The organism is Hymenobacter sp. GOD-10R (assembly GCF_035609205.1).
GTDB lineage: Bacteria > Bacteroidota > Bacteroidia > Cytophagales > Hymenobacteraceae > Hymenobacter.
In genome coordinates, this window is record NZ_CP141184.1 from 589,154 (window position 1) to 607,534 (window position 18,381).

The 18,381-nt window shown below is 55.0% G+C and carries 16 protein-coding genes; 11 read left to right on the forward strand and 5 right to left on the reverse strand.

Annotated elements, in window-relative coordinates; translation table 11 throughout:
* Positions 1 to 152 precede the first annotated feature (152 nt).
* The 3 genes from SD425_RS02455 to SD425_RS02465 all read left to right on the forward strand — a co-directional run bounded on the left by SD425_RS02455 (position 153) and on the right by SD425_RS02465 (position 5,248).
* Positions 153 to 1,157, forward strand: coding sequence for a hypothetical protein (locus SD425_RS02455; RefSeq protein WP_324675051.1), 1,005 nt, complete (start codon positions 153 to 155; stop codon positions 1,155 to 1,157).
* Positions 1,158 to 2,145: 988 nt separating this feature from the next.
* Positions 2,146 to 3,387, forward strand: coding sequence for a site-specific integrase (locus tag SD425_RS02460; RefSeq protein ID WP_324675052.1), 1,242 nt, complete (start codon positions 2,146 to 2,148; stop codon positions 3,385 to 3,387).
* A 109-nt stretch (positions 3,388 to 3,496) separates the two neighbouring features.
* The gene (locus tag SD425_RS02465; RefSeq protein ID WP_324675053.1) at positions 3,497 to 5,248 is read left to right on the forward strand and encodes an ATP-binding protein; all 1,752 of its coding nucleotides are present in this window, start codon (positions 3,497 to 3,499) and stop codon (positions 5,246 to 5,248) included.
* Positions 5,249 to 6,028: 780 nt separating this feature from the next.
* Here the strand turns inward: SD425_RS02465 and SD425_RS02470 are convergent.
* Entirely contained in the window at positions 6,029 to 6,337 is a 309-nt protein-coding gene (locus SD425_RS02470) for a hypothetical protein (protein ID WP_324675054.1), read from the reverse strand.
* Positions 6,338 to 6,535: 198 nt separating this feature from the next.
* On the opposite strand from SD425_RS02470, the gene SD425_RS02475 reads away from it, so the two are divergent.
* The 5 genes from SD425_RS02475 (at position 6,536) to SD425_RS02495 (ending at position 14,369) form a co-directional block, all read left to right on the forward strand.
* Positions 6,536 to 6,847 (forward strand): hypothetical protein, encoded by a 312-nt coding sequence (locus SD425_RS02475; protein WP_324675056.1) that lies wholly within the window; start codon positions 6,536 to 6,538, stop codon positions 6,845 to 6,847.
* 5 nt (positions 6,848 to 6,852) lie between these two features.
* A complete protein-coding gene (locus SD425_RS02480) occupies positions 6,853 to 7,218 on the forward strand; it encodes a P27 family phage terminase small subunit (protein ID WP_324675058.1) in 366 nt (121 codons plus the stop codon).
* A gap of 27 nt (positions 7,219 to 7,245) precedes the next feature.
* On the forward strand, positions 7,246 to 7,440 hold the full coding sequence (locus tag SD425_RS02485; RefSeq protein ID WP_324675060.1) for a hypothetical protein: 195 nt from the start codon (positions 7,246 to 7,248) through the stop codon (positions 7,438 to 7,440).
* A 449-nt stretch (positions 7,441 to 7,889) separates the two neighbouring features.
* On the forward strand, positions 7,890 to 8,750 hold the full coding sequence (locus tag SD425_RS02490; protein WP_324675062.1) for a DNA/RNA non-specific endonuclease: 861 nt from the start codon (positions 7,890 to 7,892) through the stop codon (positions 8,748 to 8,750).
* A 615-nt stretch (positions 8,751 to 9,365) separates the two neighbouring features.
* Positions 9,366 to 14,369 carry a malectin domain-containing carbohydrate-binding protein gene (locus tag SD425_RS02495; protein WP_324675064.1) on the forward strand — a complete coding sequence of 1,668 codons (5,004 nt, stop codon included), beginning with the start codon at positions 9,366 to 9,368 and terminating at the stop codon, positions 14,367 to 14,369.
* Positions 14,370 to 14,654: 285 nt separating this feature from the next.
* Here the strand turns inward: SD425_RS02495 and SD425_RS02500 are convergent, their stop codons facing one another.
* The gene (locus SD425_RS02500) at positions 14,655 to 14,792 is read right to left on the reverse strand and encodes a hypothetical protein (RefSeq protein ID WP_324675066.1); all 138 of its coding nucleotides are present in this window, start codon (positions 14,790 to 14,792) and stop codon (positions 14,655 to 14,657) included.
* Positions 14,793 to 14,830: 38 nt separating this feature from the next.
* Here SD425_RS02500 and SD425_RS02505 point away from each other — a divergent pair, with 38 nt between their 5' ends.
* From SD425_RS02505 to SD425_RS02515, 3 genes are read left to right on the forward strand one after another with little or no spacing between them, the layout of a single operon-like run.
* Complete coding sequence (locus SD425_RS02505) at positions 14,831 to 15,046, forward strand: DUF2442 domain-containing protein (protein ID WP_324675068.1); 216 nt, start codon at positions 14,831 to 14,833, stop codon at positions 15,044 to 15,046.
* A 4-nt stretch (positions 15,047 to 15,050) separates the two neighbouring features.
* A complete protein-coding gene (locus SD425_RS02510) occupies positions 15,051 to 15,314 on the forward strand; it encodes a hypothetical protein (RefSeq protein ID WP_324675070.1) in 264 nt (87 codons plus the stop codon).
* Positions 15,315 to 15,364: 50 nt separating this feature from the next.
* Positions 15,365 to 15,610 carry a hypothetical protein gene (locus SD425_RS02515; protein ID WP_324675071.1) on the forward strand — a complete coding sequence of 82 codons (246 nt, stop codon included), beginning with the start codon at positions 15,365 to 15,367 and terminating at the stop codon, positions 15,608 to 15,610.
* A 114-nt stretch (positions 15,611 to 15,724) separates the two neighbouring features.
* On the opposite strand, the gene SD425_RS02520 is transcribed toward SD425_RS02515, so the two are convergent.
* From SD425_RS02520 to umuD, 3 genes are all read right to left on the reverse strand, one after another.
* On the reverse strand, positions 15,725 to 16,111 hold the full coding sequence (locus SD425_RS02520; protein WP_324675073.1) for a hypothetical protein: 387 nt from the start codon (positions 16,109 to 16,111) through the stop codon (positions 15,725 to 15,727).
* 93 nt (positions 16,112 to 16,204) lie between these two features.
* Positions 16,205 to 17,548 carry a Y-family DNA polymerase gene (locus tag SD425_RS02525; RefSeq protein ID WP_324675075.1) on the reverse strand — a complete coding sequence of 448 codons (1,344 nt, stop codon included), beginning with the start codon at positions 17,546 to 17,548 and terminating at the stop codon, positions 16,205 to 16,207.
* Positions 17,532 to 17,996, reverse strand: a complete 465-nt coding sequence (gene umuD / locus SD425_RS02530) for a translesion error-prone DNA polymerase V autoproteolytic subunit (protein ID WP_324675077.1) — start codon at positions 17,994 to 17,996, stop codon at positions 17,532 to 17,534. The genes SD425_RS02525 and umuD overlap by 17 nt, the downstream gene beginning before the upstream one ends.
* Between the last annotated feature and the right edge of the window lie 385 nt (positions 17,997 to 18,381).

Genomic DNA, 18,381 nt, shown 5'->3' on the forward strand with positions numbered 1-18,381 from the left:
CCGGACGAGTAAGAGGGCTTGTGGGGGCGGAACGCTACACTTTGTTTTGTATGTTACATCATTGATTAACACATGTTTATGTGATTTTCTCGTGTTGCTGTGCGCTCTACCTTGGCAGAGGTAAATCAAACATCACTAAACAATTATTAATCATGAGTGCATTGCAATTTGATATGGCCAAGCTAGGTCAACAGCTAACTGGGTGGGATGCCAAAGACGGTAGCGCAGCTGAATACACCAGCGCCGGGAGCAACTACCGCACCTACAAGCCAAGCGTGTCGCCGACGCCATCAGGTGGGCTGTTCATCTCCACGAAGCTCGATCATATTCGGGGCATGGCCGCCGATGACCACGCGCAAGTGGAAATGGAATTTGCTGCCAATGGGTTCATTGCCTCCTCGCGGGTGGCCATGACGATTCAAGGGCACAACACCCTGGATACGGGCCTGGTTGCCGGGGCCGCGGGTACGGGCGGCACTGTGTTCGGCGGACCCGCAGTGGGCGCGGCGGCCACTGCCATTGCCGAGCTATCAGCGAAGGTGCTGAATAGCCTCTCGAAGTTCATCACCGACATTAGCGAAACCGGCGGCCGGGCCAACTTTCCGGCCGTGGTGCGTATGAACATGAACTGCATCTTTGCCTCGCTGATTCCCCAAACACCATTCGCTGTTTTTGGGGCAATAGGGGCCAAGTGGGCGGCGCTGGGCGGCGCGTCTTCCTTCCTAGGTCAGCCCCTCACCAACGAGCTTACCACCCCCGACGGCGTCGGGCGCTTCAACCACTTCCAGGGCGGCTCCATCTACTGGACCCCGCAGCTAGGTGCGCACGAAGTGCATGGCTCCATCCGCGACAAATGGTCGTCGGTGGGTTGGGAGCGTTCGGGGTTGGGCTACCCAATCACCGACGAAACTACCACGCCCGACCGAATAGGCCGCTTCAACCACTTCCAAGGCGGCTCCATCTATTGGTCTCCGCAGACCGGGGCACACCTCATCTACGGGGCCATTCGGGATAAGTGGGCCTCACTTGGCTGGGAGCGTTCCGCCTTGGGCTATCCTACTTCTGACGAAGTAGATAATCCTGGGGGCGGTCGGCTAAATACCTTTCAGCACGGCCGAATCGTTTGGACGCCGGCTGGCGGGGCCGTGGTGCGCTAAAGAAGGGAGAAGGTAAACAGGGTCTGGTTCTCCTTACTCGGTTAGGTTTATACAATTACCTGTCTGAAGCCGCAGCCTTTGAAGCCGCGACTTCAGACAGGTAGTCGTACCCGTAAATGAACTCAAATAGATCATCTAAGCACACGGATGGTGAGTCCGCAGCTCAGCAGAAGCAAATTATAGATTCAACTGCATAAAACGAGAGTTAGTATCCTATGTAGTATTTTGATTTTCAATGCTTTATTGTGTAACGATCTGAGTCGACAAATCGTAATTACTACAAATTTTCACCACCTATATTGTTACGATTATGACCAGCCCTCTACCTTGGTTGTGTGGTGCCATGTTGCTCACTATTCTTCCCGTGAGTTGCTTGCTCTTTGGTTGTGACACCAATAAATCGGACGCGCCGCAGCCTGCGGCTACCGGCGAGGAGGCAGCACGTTTGCCAGTGAGAGGGCCTATAGGTCCACCCCGTGATACTATCCGAGTGCCTCTGCCTCCGACGTTACCACCCACTCCTCCTACCTCTCCCGATACTATCCGGGTGCCTCTGCCTCCGAGCCCCCCGCCTCCAGCCCCCGACTCTACGCGTGCTCCTCGTTAGGTAAAACACAACTACTTGGTAGTGGCCTCTTCGATAACTAGCTCGCCCCTTTGATTGGATCAGTGATCTAGCTAGTAGGTACGTACCATCGAATTGCGCGCTATTGGAGACTTTGGGATAAGCCCAAAAACCAAAACGGCCCCGCCAACCTAAGTTGGCGGGGCCGTTTGTTGGTGGCCCCGGCGAGAATTGTACCTTCTCACTAATCCGACATTCATACTCACCGAAAATACCTGTTTATAGCCTCTAATGCGGCTTTTTATTTTGAGGTTGTGAGGATTAAAGGGTACAAGTGAGAATAAATGAGCGTTTCTGTACCCCCAGCTGTACCCCGGGGTACAGAAAATACTAGCTTTGACCTAGCACTTGTTCCGCTCGCTCATGGCTACCGTATCCTTCCACTTAAAGGAGCCCAAGGCTGATAAGCCCACGGCTATTTTTGCGTTTCTCTCCTTCGACGGCCGCCGGGTCAAAGTGTACTCCGGGTTGTCTGTACATCCTAAGCAGTGGATCAAAGCGGATCAACGAGCCAAGGTCCGCGGCTACGCCAGTAACGGCAAGCTGAACGACTCGTTGGAGCTGCTGGAGAAGAAGCTGCTGGCCTACTATGGGGAGCAGCGGGCCCTCGGACTATTGCCCACCTCCGAAGCGCTCCGGATCCTGGCCTTACCAGAGGAAGTAGAGGCACCTACGCAAGCTGCCTTGACGTTTTGGGATTACTTTAATGAGTGGATAGCGCTGACGCGAGACCGCGGCAAGGTGCGTACAGCGCAAACGTACGCCACTGCCCTGCGCCACTTACGCGAGTTTCAGGAAGCCAAAGGGTATGCCGTCGACTTTGACACCATCACGCCCATTTTCGGGGACCGCTACACGGCATACTTGCTAACTACCGCTGGCTTGACCGATAACACTATTGAGAAAATGGTAAGCCGGCTCAAGCGCTTTATGAAGTATGCCGCGGATCGAGGTTTTCATACGAACGCTAGTTACCAGAAGCTAAACTGGCGTCGGCAAGAGCCCGATATCATGACGCTGACGGCCGAAGAAGTGGCCGCATTGGAAGCCTTGGACTTGCCTGCTGGTGGCTACCTGGATAATGCTAGGATGCTGTTCTTGCTCAGCTGCTACACCGGCCTGCGCTACTCGGACCTAGTAAGCATCCGCTCGGAGCACGTGCGTGGCCACATGCTGCGCATCACCACGCAAAAGACGAGGGAGACTGTGAGCATTCCGCTACAGGCTCGGGCGCTGCTCATCGTCACGCGCTACCTAGCCGGCGGGGTACGCCTCATCACGAACCAGAAGCTGAACTTCTACCTCAAGCAGCTAGGTCAGCTGGCCGGCATTGATAGCCCACTGGAAGTAGTGCGCTACAAAGGCGGAGAGCGGTTGAACAGCACCGTTCCCAAGTGGGAGAAGCTAGGCTGTCACACCGGCCGCCGAACGTTCGTGACGCTCAGCCTGGAGCGAGGGCTGCGGCCGGAACTCGTGATGAAGATCACGGGGCACCGGGACTGGAAGTCCTTTAAGCGCTACGTCAACATTACTGAGCAAGCAGTAGAACGAGAGTTTGCCAAGGTGTATGAAATGCCTGAGCCGCTGCTCAAAACTACTAAATAGAAAAATTTGTGCTTTTGCTTTCAGACTTCTATCGTATAATGTTGGCGTAGGTTAAGAATGAGTGCCAACGTCCATCCAATTCTTGTTACCTATTCAAACTTTGTTCTCGATGACAATAGAAGAACTTTCCTTACTAAAAGAGTCTGAAGATAAAGTCGAATTTAAAGCGGCTAAAGGAGGCAACTACTCGTATGGTGGCGGTACTAAAGCGGTAGCTAAAGATCGAAGACACTGCATCTTAGGCTATATAGTTGCACTGAGTAATGAAGGAGGTGGCTATTTAGTATTTGGAATGAAGGACCAGTACCCTCATGAAGTAGTAGGTACTAACCAAAGTTCAGGGGAACTTGGGCAGCTGAGAGAGAATATCTATAGTGACCTTAAGATCAGAGTGGATATTGATGAATTATTTGACGATCAGCAGCGACGAGTAGTTGTCATTACTGTTCCAGGACGCCCCATTGGCAAAGTCTTTAAGTTCGAAGATGTACCATTGATGAGGATAGGAGGTGACCTACTTCCTATGTCGGATGAACATTACCTGCGCATCATTCAGGAGCAGGAGCCAGACTTCTCAGCGACCTTTGCTCCGGGTCTTTCCTTGAAGGACTTGGATGATAATGCGGTGCAACTCATGAAGGCCGCATATGCTGAGAAGCAGAAGAATTCCAGGTTTCTTGGCTTAAGTAAGGCTCAGGTGCTTACTGACTTAGATCTTATTGTTGATGGTAAAATAACGTATGCCGCGCTTATTCTGCTTGGCAAGCGAGAAGTTCTACATCAACTTATGCCCCAAGTAGCTATATCACTTGAGTACCGAAGTGGAGAGTCACTGATACGGTATGATAAACGCGATTTTTTATTAGACCCTTATTATATTCTTATAGAAAAATTATGGACTAGTATTGATGCGCGCAACGGAGCTGTACCAGTACAGAAGGGACCATATATCTTTGATATTCCTCACTTTAACAAAGAGGTGATTAGAGAAGCTGTTAACAACGCTGTAGCTCATCGTGATTACCGTCGGCAAAGCGAAGTCGTAATTAAGCAGTATCCTATGTCACTTACTATTAGCAGTCCTGGTGGTTTACCTGGTGGCGTGACTCTAGAGAATATGATCTCAGTAAACAGCACGCCAAGGAATCGCAGACTTGCTGAAGTCCTTTCCAAAACGGGTATTGTTGAACGCTCTGGTCAGGGTGTAGATAAAATATATTATCAATGTATCAGTGAGGCTAAGGGCGCACCCGATTACAGTGCTACTGATCCGTTTCAAGTTGTCCTTAAACTTCCTGGCCTAGTACAAGATAAAGCCTTTGCTCTATTCATCACGGAAGTTCAAAGCCAGCGTACTCCTGAGAATACGCTTTCGGTATATGACGTGATGACGTTAGATAAAATACGTGAGGGAGCACCTAAAATGGATCTTGACCCTGACTGTATCCGTCGTTTACTTCATGAGGGCCTAATCGAGAAAGTAGGACGGACAAATAACCAGCGTTACCGACTTGCAAAGCAGTATTACTCTTTCACAAATCAAGAAGCGCATTACTCAGCTAGTTCACCTTTGGAAGAAAGCAAAGCTGTTATGTTGATCATTCAACATCTAGAAGAATTTAAGACAGCTAAACTAGGAGACTTTGCAGAGTTGTTTAGTTCCTTCTTGACACGTGATCAGACTAAGTATCTGGTATACAAGCTTTTGAGTATTGATTTTTTAAAGCGCCAAGGACCATCTAACGGCCCTTATTATACTTTGAACGAAAACATACTGAACGACCACATACAGCGAAATGAAGCCATTAAGCAGGTCTTAATCGAATTGAATGTCAGTCATCAAAAAGATAAAGGCCGATAAATAGCAGCTTGTAAACCTTGAGCGCGTGTTTTACGTGGAAATTCCACACGGACGCACACCAAATTTGGGAAATAATATAATTTAAACAATAATATATAAATCATAATACTTTGTAAAGTGCTCATTGTAAGCATATTACGCATTTATGATAAATTGTCTGAGAACCCACACGAACCCACACGAACCCACACCAAAATCATAAGGGACGTGCTCAATTGCTTCCTCTTAATAAGTTAAACTAAATAGGTATACGCTTGCCTATAGTAAAATAGGTTAACACGAACCCACACGAACCCACACGAAAGTGGTGTAGTATGCACAAGCAGCAAAGGGAAAAGTGCCTTTGTGCGCTACAATGGACATTTTTTAGTAAGCAATAGTCTACACAAACCCACACGAACCCACACGAACTTTAGAGAAGAAGTCGCTTTTAATGCATCGAAGACTGTGTTCTCGAAAAGGAATTATTAGGAATAGCTAAGCTAATTTAGTTGCCAACTTGCTCAAAGGAAGGCTAAAGGCCCGCACTGATACCCGACGGTGCGGGCCTTTTCTGTTGTTGATGGAGTATTCTTAAGCCTGTAGCATCTTCACTGGCTACACTAATAAAATGCTTTAGTAGGCCGCGCAATTTGGCTCAGTATAGCTTGTGCATTGCTACACTTGGCTAGCCTAGCTCAGTGTATTCTGGATAGGATGCATCAGCGCACCCATCAAGGGAAAAGAATTGTTTTTTGGGGTGCACCAGGTACACTCCCTACAGTGTCAGCTTGTGCTCTATTACTCGCCGAGTGCATCTTCAATACCTTCATCTGTCAAAAAAACGGCATCAGTAGATTCTATATACCTGATAGCCCGTTTAGGCATATTTAGCATCCTTTTTTGAGTCTCGATTGCTTCATTTAGTACAGCAACAAGATGCAGATACTGACTTTTGAAAATATCATCTTCTGAATTTTCATCGGCTTTCTTCTGCATTGTATCACGGGCCTCCTGAAAGTTTTGAATGTCAATTTGGCTTTGCTGCTCAATCTGTTTTAGTATTTCCTTAAAGCCTACCAATCGCGATTGCTTTTCTTCTTCCGTCATGTTGAAATAGAGTAAGTGTGGCTGTAAATGTGATTGTAAGATAATAGCTTGTTTATCCAATCTGAGACCGGTACAGGTAGGAGTTCCTTATAGCAGCGTCCCGGGGTAACCGTAGCCTAGACTCGCGCAGACACGCGTGCAAAACTGAACCCCAAAAGTTCCTAGCTTCGTCGCTGAACTAAAACCCGAAAAAATACCATGAATTACCAAGGCAGAATCGCAGTAAGCTACCGAGATGAGTTGATTCTTGGTAATGTGACAGCCACGTTAACTGTTCAAGAGCAAGGCCCTACCAAAAGTTGGTCTGTCTTCACCTTTCACGAGTTTATTGATCAATATCCTCTGTCTATAGCCCAGCGCGACAGAGGAGTTGTAGAACTCACGTTTGTGCGCGACAATGGCGAGGAGTATTCGGGCCAAGCATTCGTTTCGAATATAGGCATAGGGGCGGCTGGTGTGGAGGTGTACTTCACGGGTACAGGTCGATTAAACGGTTACAAAGAATCCTAAACGCCATGGCTGGAGGTCGCCCCAATAAACCCACCATTTTAAAAAAGCTCGGCGGTACGGCGCAACCGTGCCGCACGAACGACCTGGAGCCCGTGCCCGAGGTCGGACTACCGATGGCGCCCGATTGGCTTAGCGAGAAAGCCCGCGAATACTGGCAGCAAATTGGCGATGTCTTGCTGAGCATGAAGCTGGTAACGGTCGCCGATGGCCCGGCCATGATGCTGCTCTGTGATGTGCTGGCCGAGTGGGCGGAAGCCCGGCAGTTCGTGCTCAGCAACGGCATGACGTACTCGACTTACACCAAGCAGGGCGACGAAATGCACCGGCCCTTGGGGATAGCGAGAGCAAAGACCCGTTTGCGGATATGTTGAACGATATGAAAGGGTAACTTGCAGCCTATGGAAAATAACCAGCACGACCTAGCCTTAAGCAAAGTGGAATACGAAACAATTAATGTTGTTATAGGTGGAAAGAGCCAGGATACGATTTACAAGTTTACTTACGAGCGAGATACCCCAAACAGCCCTTGGGAGTTGGTAAAAAAAGAAAAAGTATGGCCCACGCCTGGCACCAGTGTGCCCACGATGCCGTAGCCGCTGGCCGCGCTCAACTCATGACTCGTTGGCTCGGAAATACGAAGAAGCTAAGCACCCAAATGAAGCTTACCGCACCGTTCAGCAACCTTGGTTTGATCTTAGCATCTCCTGTACAATAAGAAAAGCCCAACGTTTACGATGTCGGGCTTCTTGCTTGCCGATCAAAAAGGAACTGTCTTCCTAAGTGCGCTAGCTACACTAAGTGTACTCTCAAGCGGCAATACGCAGTAAGTAGCGCAGCTGAATTGTATTGATGCCTCACATGCTAATGTTGCCTATGCGCCGGCTTGGGGTAAGAGGAGTGAGCGCTCTGGCCACCTTCGCCACCCGGTTGATGGCCGTAGGTACATCGGAAGCTTTGAATGTGGCGTAGAGACATAGCGGGTCTGCCCAACCGTTGGCACTGAATTAGGTACTAGCTGCCATAAGCACTTTAATACTTACACATGCGGCTTCTTCCTTCTTGTAGTATTTTGCTGTTTGTTGGTCTACTCACAGCAAGTTGCTCGGATAATAAACAGACCCTTACGCCTGCGACAACCTTCCCAACGCACGACGAGAACTTGGCGCTGGGTAATCCGAGTGGGGCCACGACGGACGCGAGTAACTACACAAACTACCTGCTCGTAAAGCCGCAGTATACGCTCAGCTACCACCGCGACCGCGGGACTCCCAACTGGGTGAGTTGGCACTTGAGCAGCGCCTGGCTGGGCACAGCGGATCGCCAAGACAACTTCACAGCTGACAATACGCTGCCTACAAGCTGGTACCGCGTGACCACGAGCAGCTACACCGGTTCCGGGTTTGACCGGGGGCATAACTGTCCCTCGGCCGATCGTACGGGTTCAGTGGAGGATAACTCGGCCACGTTCCTGCTGAGCAACATCATGCCGCAAGCGCCCAACAACAACCAGCGCACCTGGGTGGGATTGGAGAACTACTGCCGCACGCTTGTAGACCAAGGCAATGAACTCTACATCATCTGTGGCAGCTACGGCAAAGGGGGAGTGGGCAGCAACGGCGCGGCTTCCACCTTGGATAATGGTCACGTAACCGTTCCGGACCGCTGCTGGAAAGTCGTGGTGGTATTACCTATCGGCATTGATGACGTGCAACGGGTGAGCACCAGCACGCGCGTCATTGCGATTGATATACCAAACGACAATAGCGTCAAAACAGATTGGGCCAGCTACGGTACCACCGTCGATGCGATTGAGCAGGCTACTGGTTATGATCTATTGTCGGCTGTGTCCACTTCTGTGCAAAAGACGGTAGAGGCGAGTGTCGATACCGGTCCAACGAACTAGACTGCCCGAACACTTGGACCTACACCAGTGCCTGTGCTGTACCAGTAGTGAAGGAATAGAAGAGTACATACCTTACGTGACGGATATCAAATAAAAAGCCCGGCTCTCATTAGGCCGGGCTTTTTGCGTTATAGGGACCCTATATAAGAATGTTTATTTCCGATAATTGAGCCCAATCGGCCTCCGATTACCATCCGTTGTTTGCGTCTCGAGCAGGCTATACTGCATGGGGTTCAACTTTCGCTCCTACTACTTACCCATGCTTGGTTCTTGCAGACTGCGTACTACCAGTGCCATTGCGCGTTCGAGCGCTACAGGTAGGTAGCAGCGTACACGAATAATGACAAATTCGCCTGAGAGGGTTGCCCGGCCACGCTCGCCGCTGTAATTGATCGGCGGGACGCGGGAAGGTTGCGTGGCGACAACCTAAAAAAAGTGCACTACCCCCCCCTGTTTAGGGGTACTGTCTTCTTGGGATTTGGGCAAAAGCGTCGAATACCTTCGCTTCGGTCAAGTGCCCGGACTTTTCTACTCGCCGTTTGTCGCGGTGAGATAAGAGGGGTTGGGTCTGACTGCTCACTATCGACTTCTTGTCTCCTCTTATCCTCCCCAATCATGACCATACCTTTACATTCGCTTCTCACTCGCCGGCGGCACCTAGTGCTGCTGGCCAGCTTACTCGGGCTGAGCCTCAGGACCCAGGCCCAGCTGACAATCACCAGCACGAGTCCGGTGCGCAACACCAACCAGGCGCCTCGGGCCACGAACGTGAGCTTAACCTACAACCAGGCGCTGAATACTACCACCGCTAGTCAAGTGCGCGTGTTCAGCCAGCAGGCTGGCGGGCGCAAAGCGGCCACGTACTCGGCCAGCGGCAACACGCTCACGGTGAACCCCACCACCGACTTCAAGCCTGGCGAGACGGTCTTCGTCACCGCCCCGGCCACGGTGCGCAGCAGCACCGGCACGGCTGCCACGCCCCGCGTGTTCCAGTTCACCACCCAGGCCGGCATAGCTGCCGGTACGTTCGGCGGCGGTAGCCAGCTAGCGGTGAGTAGCTTACCCAATACGGTGACGCCCGCGGATGTGGATGGCGACGGTGACCTCGATCTACTCGTCTCAGCCGGGAACTTTGGCCCAACCTTCGTTAACGTCCGCCTCAATCAGGGCGGGGCACAAGGCGGAACGCCCGGCACCTACGCGGGGGGCTCGGATGTCGCTGTTGGCAGCAGAACGCGTGGCGTCGTGGTAGGGGATATAGATGGGGACGGGGACCTGGATCTGCTCACGGCCAACTACATCCCTACCGGCACCGTGAGTGTACGCCTGAACCAAGGTGGAGTGCAGGGCGGAACGCCGGGCACCTACGGGGGGGGCTCGGATCCGACAGTAGGTAGTTTTCCGCAGAGCGTGGCGCTGGGCGACGTCGATGGCGATGGCGACCTCGACCTGCTGGCGGCCAACTCTAACGACGTCACCGTGAGTGTGCGCCTCAATAACGGGCAGGGCGCCTTCAGCGGCGGCTCCGAAGTGAGTGTGGGAAGTGGTCCTAGAGATCTAGCGCTGGGCGACGTCGATAGCGACGGCGACCTGGATCTGCTGACCATCAACGACGGCGATATAAGTAACTTCTTCAGCGCCAGCGTAAGCGTACGCCTCAACAATGGAGGGGGTGGCTTCGGCGGCGGCTCCAACTGGAGCTTGAACGGGGGGGCCAGAGGCATTGCGTTAGGTGACCTAGACCAGGATGGCGCCTTGGATTTACTGGTGGCAACCAGCAACAGTGTGGTGAATGTGTTCCGTAATAATGGACAGGGCCGCTTTACGAGCGGCCAAGAGGTCCGTGTCGGGACCGATACCAACGATCTAGCGCTGGGCGACGTAGATGGCGACGGCAACCTGGATTTTCTGACGGCTAATTACAACGGCAACTCGGTGAGTGTCCGCCTGAACACGGGGCAAGGAACTTTCTCCGGCGGCACCGAAGTGCCCTTGGGCCCCGCAATCTACAGCGTCAGTGTAGGCGATCTGGATGGGGATGGGGACCTGGACCTCGCGGCGTCGAGCTTCAGCGAGAACACGGTGAGCGTGCGCCTGAATCAAGCGCCCTCTCTCCCTACCATCACCAGCTTCACGCCCACCCGTGGGGTAGCCGGCACGAGCGTCACCATTACCGGCACAGGCTTCACCGGCGGTACGGTCGTGCGCTTTAACAGCACCACCGCCAGTGGCGTTACGGTTACTTCGGCTACGCAGCTGACGGCTACCGTGCCCGCCAGCGCCACTTCCGGCCCCATCAGCGTGACCACGCCCGGCGGCACAGCCAGCACCAGCGGCCTCACGCCGGCCGTCTTTACCGTCACGGCCGCCCCGGTGGTGACCACCACGGACGGCACCACCACCGCCCTCGAGCAGACCTTCACGGCCGTGGACCCCGGCCTGACCGTCACGGATGCAGATGGCTCCACCCTGGCCTCGGCCACGGTGAGCATCAGCAGCGGCTTTGTCAGCAGTCAGGATGAGTTGTTGACCACGCCCACCGGCAACATCACGACCAGCTACAACCCCACTACGGGGGTGCTCACGCTGACCTCGTCGGCAGCCCGCGTTAGCCTGGCCCAGTGGCAAACGGTGCTGCGCAACGTGAGCTACCGCAACTCCTCGGCCACGCCCAATACGGCTCCGCGCACGGTACGCTTTGTGGTCAATGACGGGGAGCTCAGCAGCAGCCCGGCCACCAAGCTGGTGCAAGTACAAGCCGTCAATAGCGCCCCCTCCGTGCCCATAGACAGCGACCCGGCGCTCAACACCGTGGCCGAGAATGCCCCCGCCGGCACGCTGGTGGGCCTGACCGCCGCTTCCTCGGACGCCGATGGCACCGTATCCTACTCCCTACCTAACTCGGCGGGCGGCCGCTTTGCCATCAACCCGAGCACCGGCGTGGTCACGGTGGCCAACGGCACGTTGCTGGACTACGAAGCAGCCACGTCGCACACGGTGACCGTGCAGGCCTCGGACGGCACGCTCACCAGCGCGGCTAGCTTCACGATTCAGGTGACCAATGTCAACGAAGCGCCGGTGGTGACCACCACCGCGGGGCCGACCACCTTTACGGAAGGGGCCGGGGCCGTCGTGGTAGACAACGGGGTGACGGTCACAGATGTGGACAGTCCCACGCTCACGTCGGCCACGGTCAGCTTTACGGCGGGCCAGCAGGCGGGACAGGATGTGCTGGCCTTCACCAACACCAGCGCGGCCACCTTCGGGACCATCGGCAGCGCTACCACCACGGGCACGCTGACGCTGACGGCGAGTGGTGGCCCGGCCACGCTCGCCCAGTGGCAGGCTGCGCTGCGCGCCGTCACCTTTGCCAATACGTCGGCCACGCCGACCACGGCCCCGCGCACGGTGAGCTTCGTGGTGAACGACGGCACGCTGAGCAGTAGTGCGGCCACGAAAGTGGTGCAAGTGCAGGCTGTGAATGGCGCCCCCTCGGTGCCCACCGACAGCAACCCGGCCCCCAATACCGTAGCCGAGAATGCCGCCCCTGGCACCTTAGTTGGTCTGACCGCGAGTTCGATTGATCTAGATGGCACCGTGACCTACTCCTTGACGAGCTCGGCCGGCGGACGCTTTGCCATCAACGCTACCACGGGTGTGGTCACGGTGGCCAATGGCAGCTTGCTAGACTACGAAACAGCGACGGCACACTCCATCCTAGTACAAGCCTCGGATGGCACGCTCACTAGCTCGGCCAGCTTTACGATTCAAGTCACCAACGTCAACGAGCCCCCAGTGGTGGCCAATCAAAGCTTCTCGATCCCGGCGAGTTCCCCGGCGGGTACGGTGGTCGGGACTGTCGTGGCCACCGACCCCGACGCGGGGCAGACGCTGATCTACTCGATCACGGCAGGCAACCCCGCAAGCACCTTTATTTTCGTGGGTAACCAGCTGCAAGTGGCCAATGCCGCTGCGCTCAGCACTACGGGCACCTACGCCTTGACCGTGCAGGTGCAGGACAACGGCAGCCCGAGCCTCGTGAGTACCGCCACGGTGACCGTGACCGTGACGCCCGTCACCCAGGTGCTGTATCGGCTCAACGCCGGCGGCCCAGCCCTGAATACGAGTCTCGGCCCGTTTGCCGCCGACCAGTATTTCTCCACTAGCCGCACGGGTGCCAACACGGGCCCGATTGCCGGTACCACGGATGACGCGCTGTATCAGACGGAACGCTTCGAAGGCGCCTTCGGCTACGCCCTGCGCGTGCCCAACGGCACGTATCAAGTGGTGCTGCACTTTGCCGAATTGTACTGGACGCAACCCGGTCAGCGTATCTTCGACGTACGGGCCGAAAACCAGCTCGTGCTCGACAACTATGACATTCTGCGCAAGGTCACACCTTTCACCGCCACCATGGAGACCTTCTCCGTGGTCGTCACGGATGGCGTGCTCAACCTGGACCTGTCGGCCCTGGCCCAGGACGGGGGCCGCGACGCGGCCAAGCTCTCGGCGCTGGAAGTGCTCGCTCTGAGCAGCGGCCCGAACCAGGCCCCTGTGATTGCCAACCAGAGCTTCTCGGTGGCGGAGGGCAGCGTCGCAGGTACCCTGGTGGGGACCGTCGTCGCCTCGGACCCTGATGCGGGACAGACGCTGAGCTATGCGCTGGTCGCGGGTAACACGGATGGGGCGTTTGCTTTCGTGGGCAACCAACTGCAAGTGGCCAATGCCACGGCCGTGCGCACGGCCGCTTCACCATTCACCCTGACCGTGCGCGTCACCGATGATGGCAACCCGGCCCTGAGTGCCACCGCGACGCTCATTGTAACCGTCACGCCGGGTATGCAGGTGTTCTACCGTTTGAACGCCGGTGGACCCGCCGTGAACACCAGCTTCGGTGCGTTCGCGGCCGATCAGTTCTTCTCTACTAGCCGCACGGGGGCGAACAGCAGCCCCATCGCCGGCACCACGGACGATGCTTTGTACCAGACCGAACGCTTCGAAGGGGCTTTTGGCTACAGCCTGCGCATCCCGAACGGCACGTATCAGGTGGTACTGCACTTTGCCGAAACGTACTGGACGCAACCCGGCCAACGCGTCTTTGACGTGCGGGCCGAGAACCAACTCGTCCTGGATAACTACGATATCCTGAAAAAAGTGGTGCCGTTTACTGCTACCACCGAGACGTTTACGGTAGTGGTGACCGATGGAGTGCTGAATTTAGATCTGTCCGCCCTCGAGAGCGAGGGTGGACGGGACGCGGCCAAGCTCTCGGCCCTGGAAGTACGGACCCCCGCGGCAGCGCAGAGCCGGACGACCCTGGCGGGTCAGGCCGTGCTGGCTGCCAAGCGCAAGGGACCGCTGAATGCGCGGCTCGAAGCCGTGCCCAACCCCTTTGCCGAGCAGGTCAACCTGCGCTTCCAACTCCCACAAGCCGAAGCCTACACGCTGACGGTGTATGATCTGGCCGGACGGGCACTGAGGCAGCAAAGCGGCCAGCCCGTGGCCGCAGGCGAACGCCAGCAGGTGAGTCTGGAGCTAGGTCGCTATCCGGTAGGCGTCTACGTGGTGCGCCTAACCACGGCCTCCGGCACCCAGCAGGTGCGCGTAGTCAAGCAATAGCCTGCGGCGCACACCCGAAGTGGCACCTAACACCCGGCCCGGTACGCGACTTCTTGTCGTTTGCCGGGCCGCGGTGCGTTAAGGCTGGATCCAGCTAGGTAAAATAAAAGCCTCGCACTCTCTCAAGGCGGGGCTTTAAAGTGACGCCATTCAGTAGCGTGCTGGCCTAAGTCACCAATACAGGAAAGACAAGAAAATACCGCAATTGGTTGCCAAGGTTAGCACACTCAATATCACTCTAGCAGTAGCGTAACGCCAGCTGAAGCCGTTACTGATGAAAGTCAGTTAAGGGTATTGCTCATCGTAGAACATGGCGCTGAGCGCACCGATCAACCAGAGGAAGACGAGTAGGTACACCCAGCCGGGCGTCGGGCGTCGGGTACGGAGCAGGTGACGGCGGCGACGAACAGCAGGGTAGAGCATGCTTGCGGTTATGCAAGCCCTGTGCCTACCTTCGGGGCATGGCTTCCATTAATCGCGTCGAGTTTACTACCACCTCTATTTACGTCTTCCTGTCGGGCAGCACTTTCTGGCCGTGCCTGCTTACGGCCCAGCCGGCTACGTTCCTGTATCACGCGACGCCGGCCCAACGGGCCAACTGGCAGCTAGCTGATCGGGATACGGCCGTAGAGTGGCCTGATCTTGGGGAGAAGCTGACGCTGGAACAGATGAAGTAAGCCGATGTCAATCACCCTGTCAAGATTCAAGTTCCTGAGCCAAGTCGACCAACTAGGTACCGTGCTGAATGAAGGCACCTACTTGGCTACCCGCTACGAGGAAGAGGATACCATTAACCTGTATCACCTCGGGAGCTTTTTTGTCGAGGTGTACTATGACCCCGAGGTCAACCACCTGCACCAGTGCCTGTGCTTTACGGATGCGGGAGGGCTGGAGGACTATGCGGTGTATGTTGGCCTGCAGGACTTGGGACTAGGATGGGGGTAGGCGAGCGGCTGACCATGGGGCAGATGGACAGATAGCGTATCTTGGTGACGATGGAACCACAACCCTTTATCCCTGCCACAGAACTCTTTCAACAAGGGCTGGACGCGTTAGGGATAAAGCACCAGCCCTACTTAGATGAGATAGCAGCGCGGTATAAGTGGCCCAAACAGCTTCGCCACTACGTAGTCTTGTATGAAAACTACGATCGGCAGCTCGACTATACATTCGGCTCGTATAAACTGCCAGGCTACATTCAAGAGGATATAGCTGCGTTATTTAGAAACCTGTTTTTATAAGAAAAGCCCGGCCTTGTGAGCGCCGGGCTTTTTTACTGATAATAGTTGTGTACCACTAGTAAGAGCGCACCAGGCACGTATCCGGTGATTTTTCACACGGCCTTGCACGAGCTTCTATAAGGACTTGTGCTGCACATCAATGATTCCGTATTCCCCCGCGGCATTTTCAACGTGAATCACCAGGCTTTGTAACGGGCTGGGCTTCTGCTGGAGCGCTCGCCCATCCGCTCGTACGAACGAGGTCCAGGGAATCGACATTAGAGAATTAGGGCGCAGCGTATTGGTTCGGTAGATGTACTCTTTGTTCACAACCAGAATCACGCGGCGATAGGTGACGGGATCGTAGTTGCGCAGCCACAGGGCATCTTCCTTAGTGCGCGCGCCCATATCCAATTTGAGCGTTGGTTTCTTGGCGGCTTCCGCCGGAGTAAATATTTGCGCACGAGCCGAGAAGGAGAGTGTGCCGCACAAAAGGCCTAATAGAAGGAAATAGTGATACATAACGGTTAGAGTAGAATAAGACCAGCACGCTTGTTCAACTTTCACTCCAACTGCAAAGCGCTATACAAGCGAAAAGCCTTGTCTATTACCTACTCACTTGGTGGGGTTCTCTGGCTGCTTAACCGAAAGCTGCAGGGCATCCATGTTAATGCGCCAGAGCCCTTCAAAGCTGGTGGTATAGGCCGGCGTTTTCCACTCGGCTTTTCCTACCCAGGGAGTTACTTTCTGCCCTTGGCCACGGTAGGCAGTAGCAAAGCTGACGGTCCCCGTGCCGTAGCGCTGGTTGAGCTTATCGAGCTCGGCCATCAACCGAACGCGGCCCTCGCACTTTGGTTTAGGATCAAACAAGTCTAGCTGTTGGCAGCCATCTGCTTCTAACCCGTCGAAGACCACGCCGGCTTTTTTGTAGACGGTATGGGGCTGCCACAGGCGCTTAAGTAGCGCCCGTGCGTAGCGTAACAGCTCGCCCGTGTCGCTGGTGGCCGTGGGCAAGGTCATCGTAGCTGAGAAGGTGTGTGGGGGTGGCTCCAGCCCGAAACGGTTCTTGCTAATGAATACGGTGAGCACATTCACGGCCGAATTCTGGCGACGTAGCTTCTCGGCCGCTCGTGCAGCAAACGTGCCCACGGCGCTAAGCACGTCTTGGTACTGGGATAAAGGCTCGGCAAAGGAGCGGGTGCAGGCAATGCTCTTGCGTTCGAGTTGCCCATCTTCACTCGGGGCGAGCTCGTGACAGCAGTGGCCTTGCAGCTCGCGCACGAGGCGGGCTCCGACCACGCCCCCTAGATGCTTACGGGCCCAAGAATCGGAGACCTGCGCCAGGTGGGCGGCCGTCGGAATACCGAGGCTGTGCAGCTTAGTGGCGTACTGCCTTCCAATGCCCCACACGTCCTCTACGGCTACCTGTTCCAGCGCCCAGCGTCGCTTCTCGTCCGAATCCAGGTAGAGCACGCCTTCCAGGTCCGAGCGCTTCTTGGCTAAGCGGTTCGCCAGCTTGGCCAGCGTCTTGGTCGGCGCAATCCCGACGCAGGTGGGGATGTGCGTGCGGCGCTTCACTTCGGCGCGAAGACGTCGGCAAAAGGCGTCTAAGTCGCCGTGCCAGCGCTGCATACCGTGCAGGTCTAGGAAGCACTCGTCGATGGAGTAGATCTCAATCTCGGGAACCATGCTAGCCAGGTAGCTGGTCACGCGCCGACTCATGTCCCCATAGAGCGCGTAGTTGCTGGAAAAGACCTGCACCTGATGCGCCTGTAGAAGCGGCTTGAGCTTGAAGTAGGGTTCGCCCATGCCAATGCCCAGGGCCTTGGCTTCTGCCGAGCGGGAGATAATGGAGCCGTCGTTGTTGCTGAGCACTACGACGGGCACACCATTCAAGTGCGGCTGGAAGACCCGCTCGCAACTCACGTAGAAGTTGTTGCCATCAACTAACGCGAACATAGCTCGACAAACGACCGCGGCGGGTTTCGGTGACCACGTGGGTGACCACGCCCCACACGTCGAATAGATCGGGCTGGGTAATCTCCATTGAAGGAAACGCGGGGTTGTCAGGCACGAGCCACCACGCAGAACCGCGTTGTACGAAGCGCTTAACGGTGAACTCGCCCTCCACAACGGCAATGACCACGTCATCGTGCTGGGGCCGAAGGTGGCAGTCGACAGCGAGCAAAGCACCGTCGCGGATGCCCGACTCTCCTCCCGTCATGCTATTCCCTGTGACGCGCACCAAGTAGGTGGAGTCAGGATGGGGTAGGAGCAGTTGGTTCAAATCGAGCTTGATACCCCGGTGATCTTCCGCTGGCGAGGGAAAGCCCGCGGGCACGAGCGATTCAAAGAACAAGAGCCATAAGGGGCGGTGACGAATCGACAACAAAACAACTTCACACATAGGCAGCGCAACAAAGATGGGACTGCAAGAAATACGATATTGCTAATATAATTGGACAATCATTGCTAAAAAAGTTATCAACAGTCTGTGGATAACACTGTTAATAACTTGTTTGGCTAGCTCATTTGATTAGCAGACTGAAGTAAGCTTTGGGTAATTATGAAGCTAGGTTTGTGTATTGTATCATGGTACAAAACGACACCGCCCCCAAGGTCTACTTTAACCTTAGGGGCGGAAGAGTATGGCTCGCCATCGACTACCAGAGTCGGAGACGGCGCCGTAGCTTGTCACCGGCTAGCACTAAGCTGATTATAGCGGTAATCAGTGCAAGCAAGGCAGCTACAGCCTTACATAGAAGCGTGAATTCGGCAACCATGCTAGCATT

Excerpts from the sequence above, each read along its gene's own strand:
- SD425_RS02495 (WP_324675064.1), top strand. The coding sequence starts at position 9,366 with ATGACCATACCTTTACATTCGCTTCTCACTCGCCGGCGGCACCTAGTG.
- SD425_RS02480 (WP_324675058.1), top strand. The coding sequence starts at position 6,853 with ATGGCTGGAGGTCGCCCCAATAAACCCACCATTTTAAAAAAGCTCGGC.
- SD425_RS02460 (WP_324675052.1), top strand. The coding sequence starts at position 2,146 with ATGGCTACCGTATCCTTCCACTTAAAGGAGCCCAAGGCTGATAAGCCC.
- SD425_RS02465 (WP_324675053.1), top strand. The coding sequence starts at position 3,497 with ATGACAATAGAAGAACTTTCCTTACTAAAAGAGTCTGAAGATAAAGTC.
- SD425_RS02490 (WP_324675062.1), top strand. The coding sequence starts at position 7,890 with ATGCGGCTTCTTCCTTCTTGTAGTATTTTGCTGTTTGTTGGTCTACTC.
- SD425_RS02520 (WP_324675073.1), bottom strand. The coding sequence starts at position 16,111 with ATGTATCACTATTTCCTTCTATTAGGCCTTTTGTGCGGCACACTCTCC.
- SD425_RS02515 (WP_324675071.1), top strand. The coding sequence starts at position 15,365 with ATGGAACCACAACCCTTTATCCCTGCCACAGAACTCTTTCAACAAGGG.
- SD425_RS02505 (WP_324675068.1), top strand. The coding sequence starts at position 14,831 with ATGGCTTCCATTAATCGCGTCGAGTTTACTACCACCTCTATTTACGTC.
- SD425_RS02475 (WP_324675056.1), top strand. The coding sequence starts at position 6,536 with ATGAATTACCAAGGCAGAATCGCAGTAAGCTACCGAGATGAGTTGATT.
- SD425_RS02525 (WP_324675075.1), bottom strand. The coding sequence starts at position 17,548 with ATGTTCGCGTTAGTTGATGGCAACAACTTCTACGTGAGTTGCGAGCGG.
- SD425_RS02470 (WP_324675054.1), bottom strand. The coding sequence starts at position 6,337 with ATGACGGAAGAAGAAAAGCAATCGCGATTGGTAGGCTTTAAGGAAATA.
- SD425_RS02500 (WP_324675066.1), bottom strand. The coding sequence starts at position 14,792 with ATGCTCTACCCTGCTGTTCGTCGCCGCCGTCACCTGCTCCGTACCCGA.
- SD425_RS02510 (WP_324675070.1), top strand. The coding sequence starts at position 15,051 with ATGTCAATCACCCTGTCAAGATTCAAGTTCCTGAGCCAAGTCGACCAA.
- SD425_RS02455 (WP_324675051.1), top strand. The coding sequence starts at position 153 with ATGAGTGCATTGCAATTTGATATGGCCAAGCTAGGTCAACAGCTAACT.
- umuD (WP_324675077.1), bottom strand. The coding sequence starts at position 17,996 with ATGTGTGAAGTTGTTTTGTTGTCGATTCGTCACCGCCCCTTATGGCTC.
- SD425_RS02485 (WP_324675060.1), top strand. The coding sequence starts at position 7,246 with ATGGAAAATAACCAGCACGACCTAGCCTTAAGCAAAGTGGAATACGAA.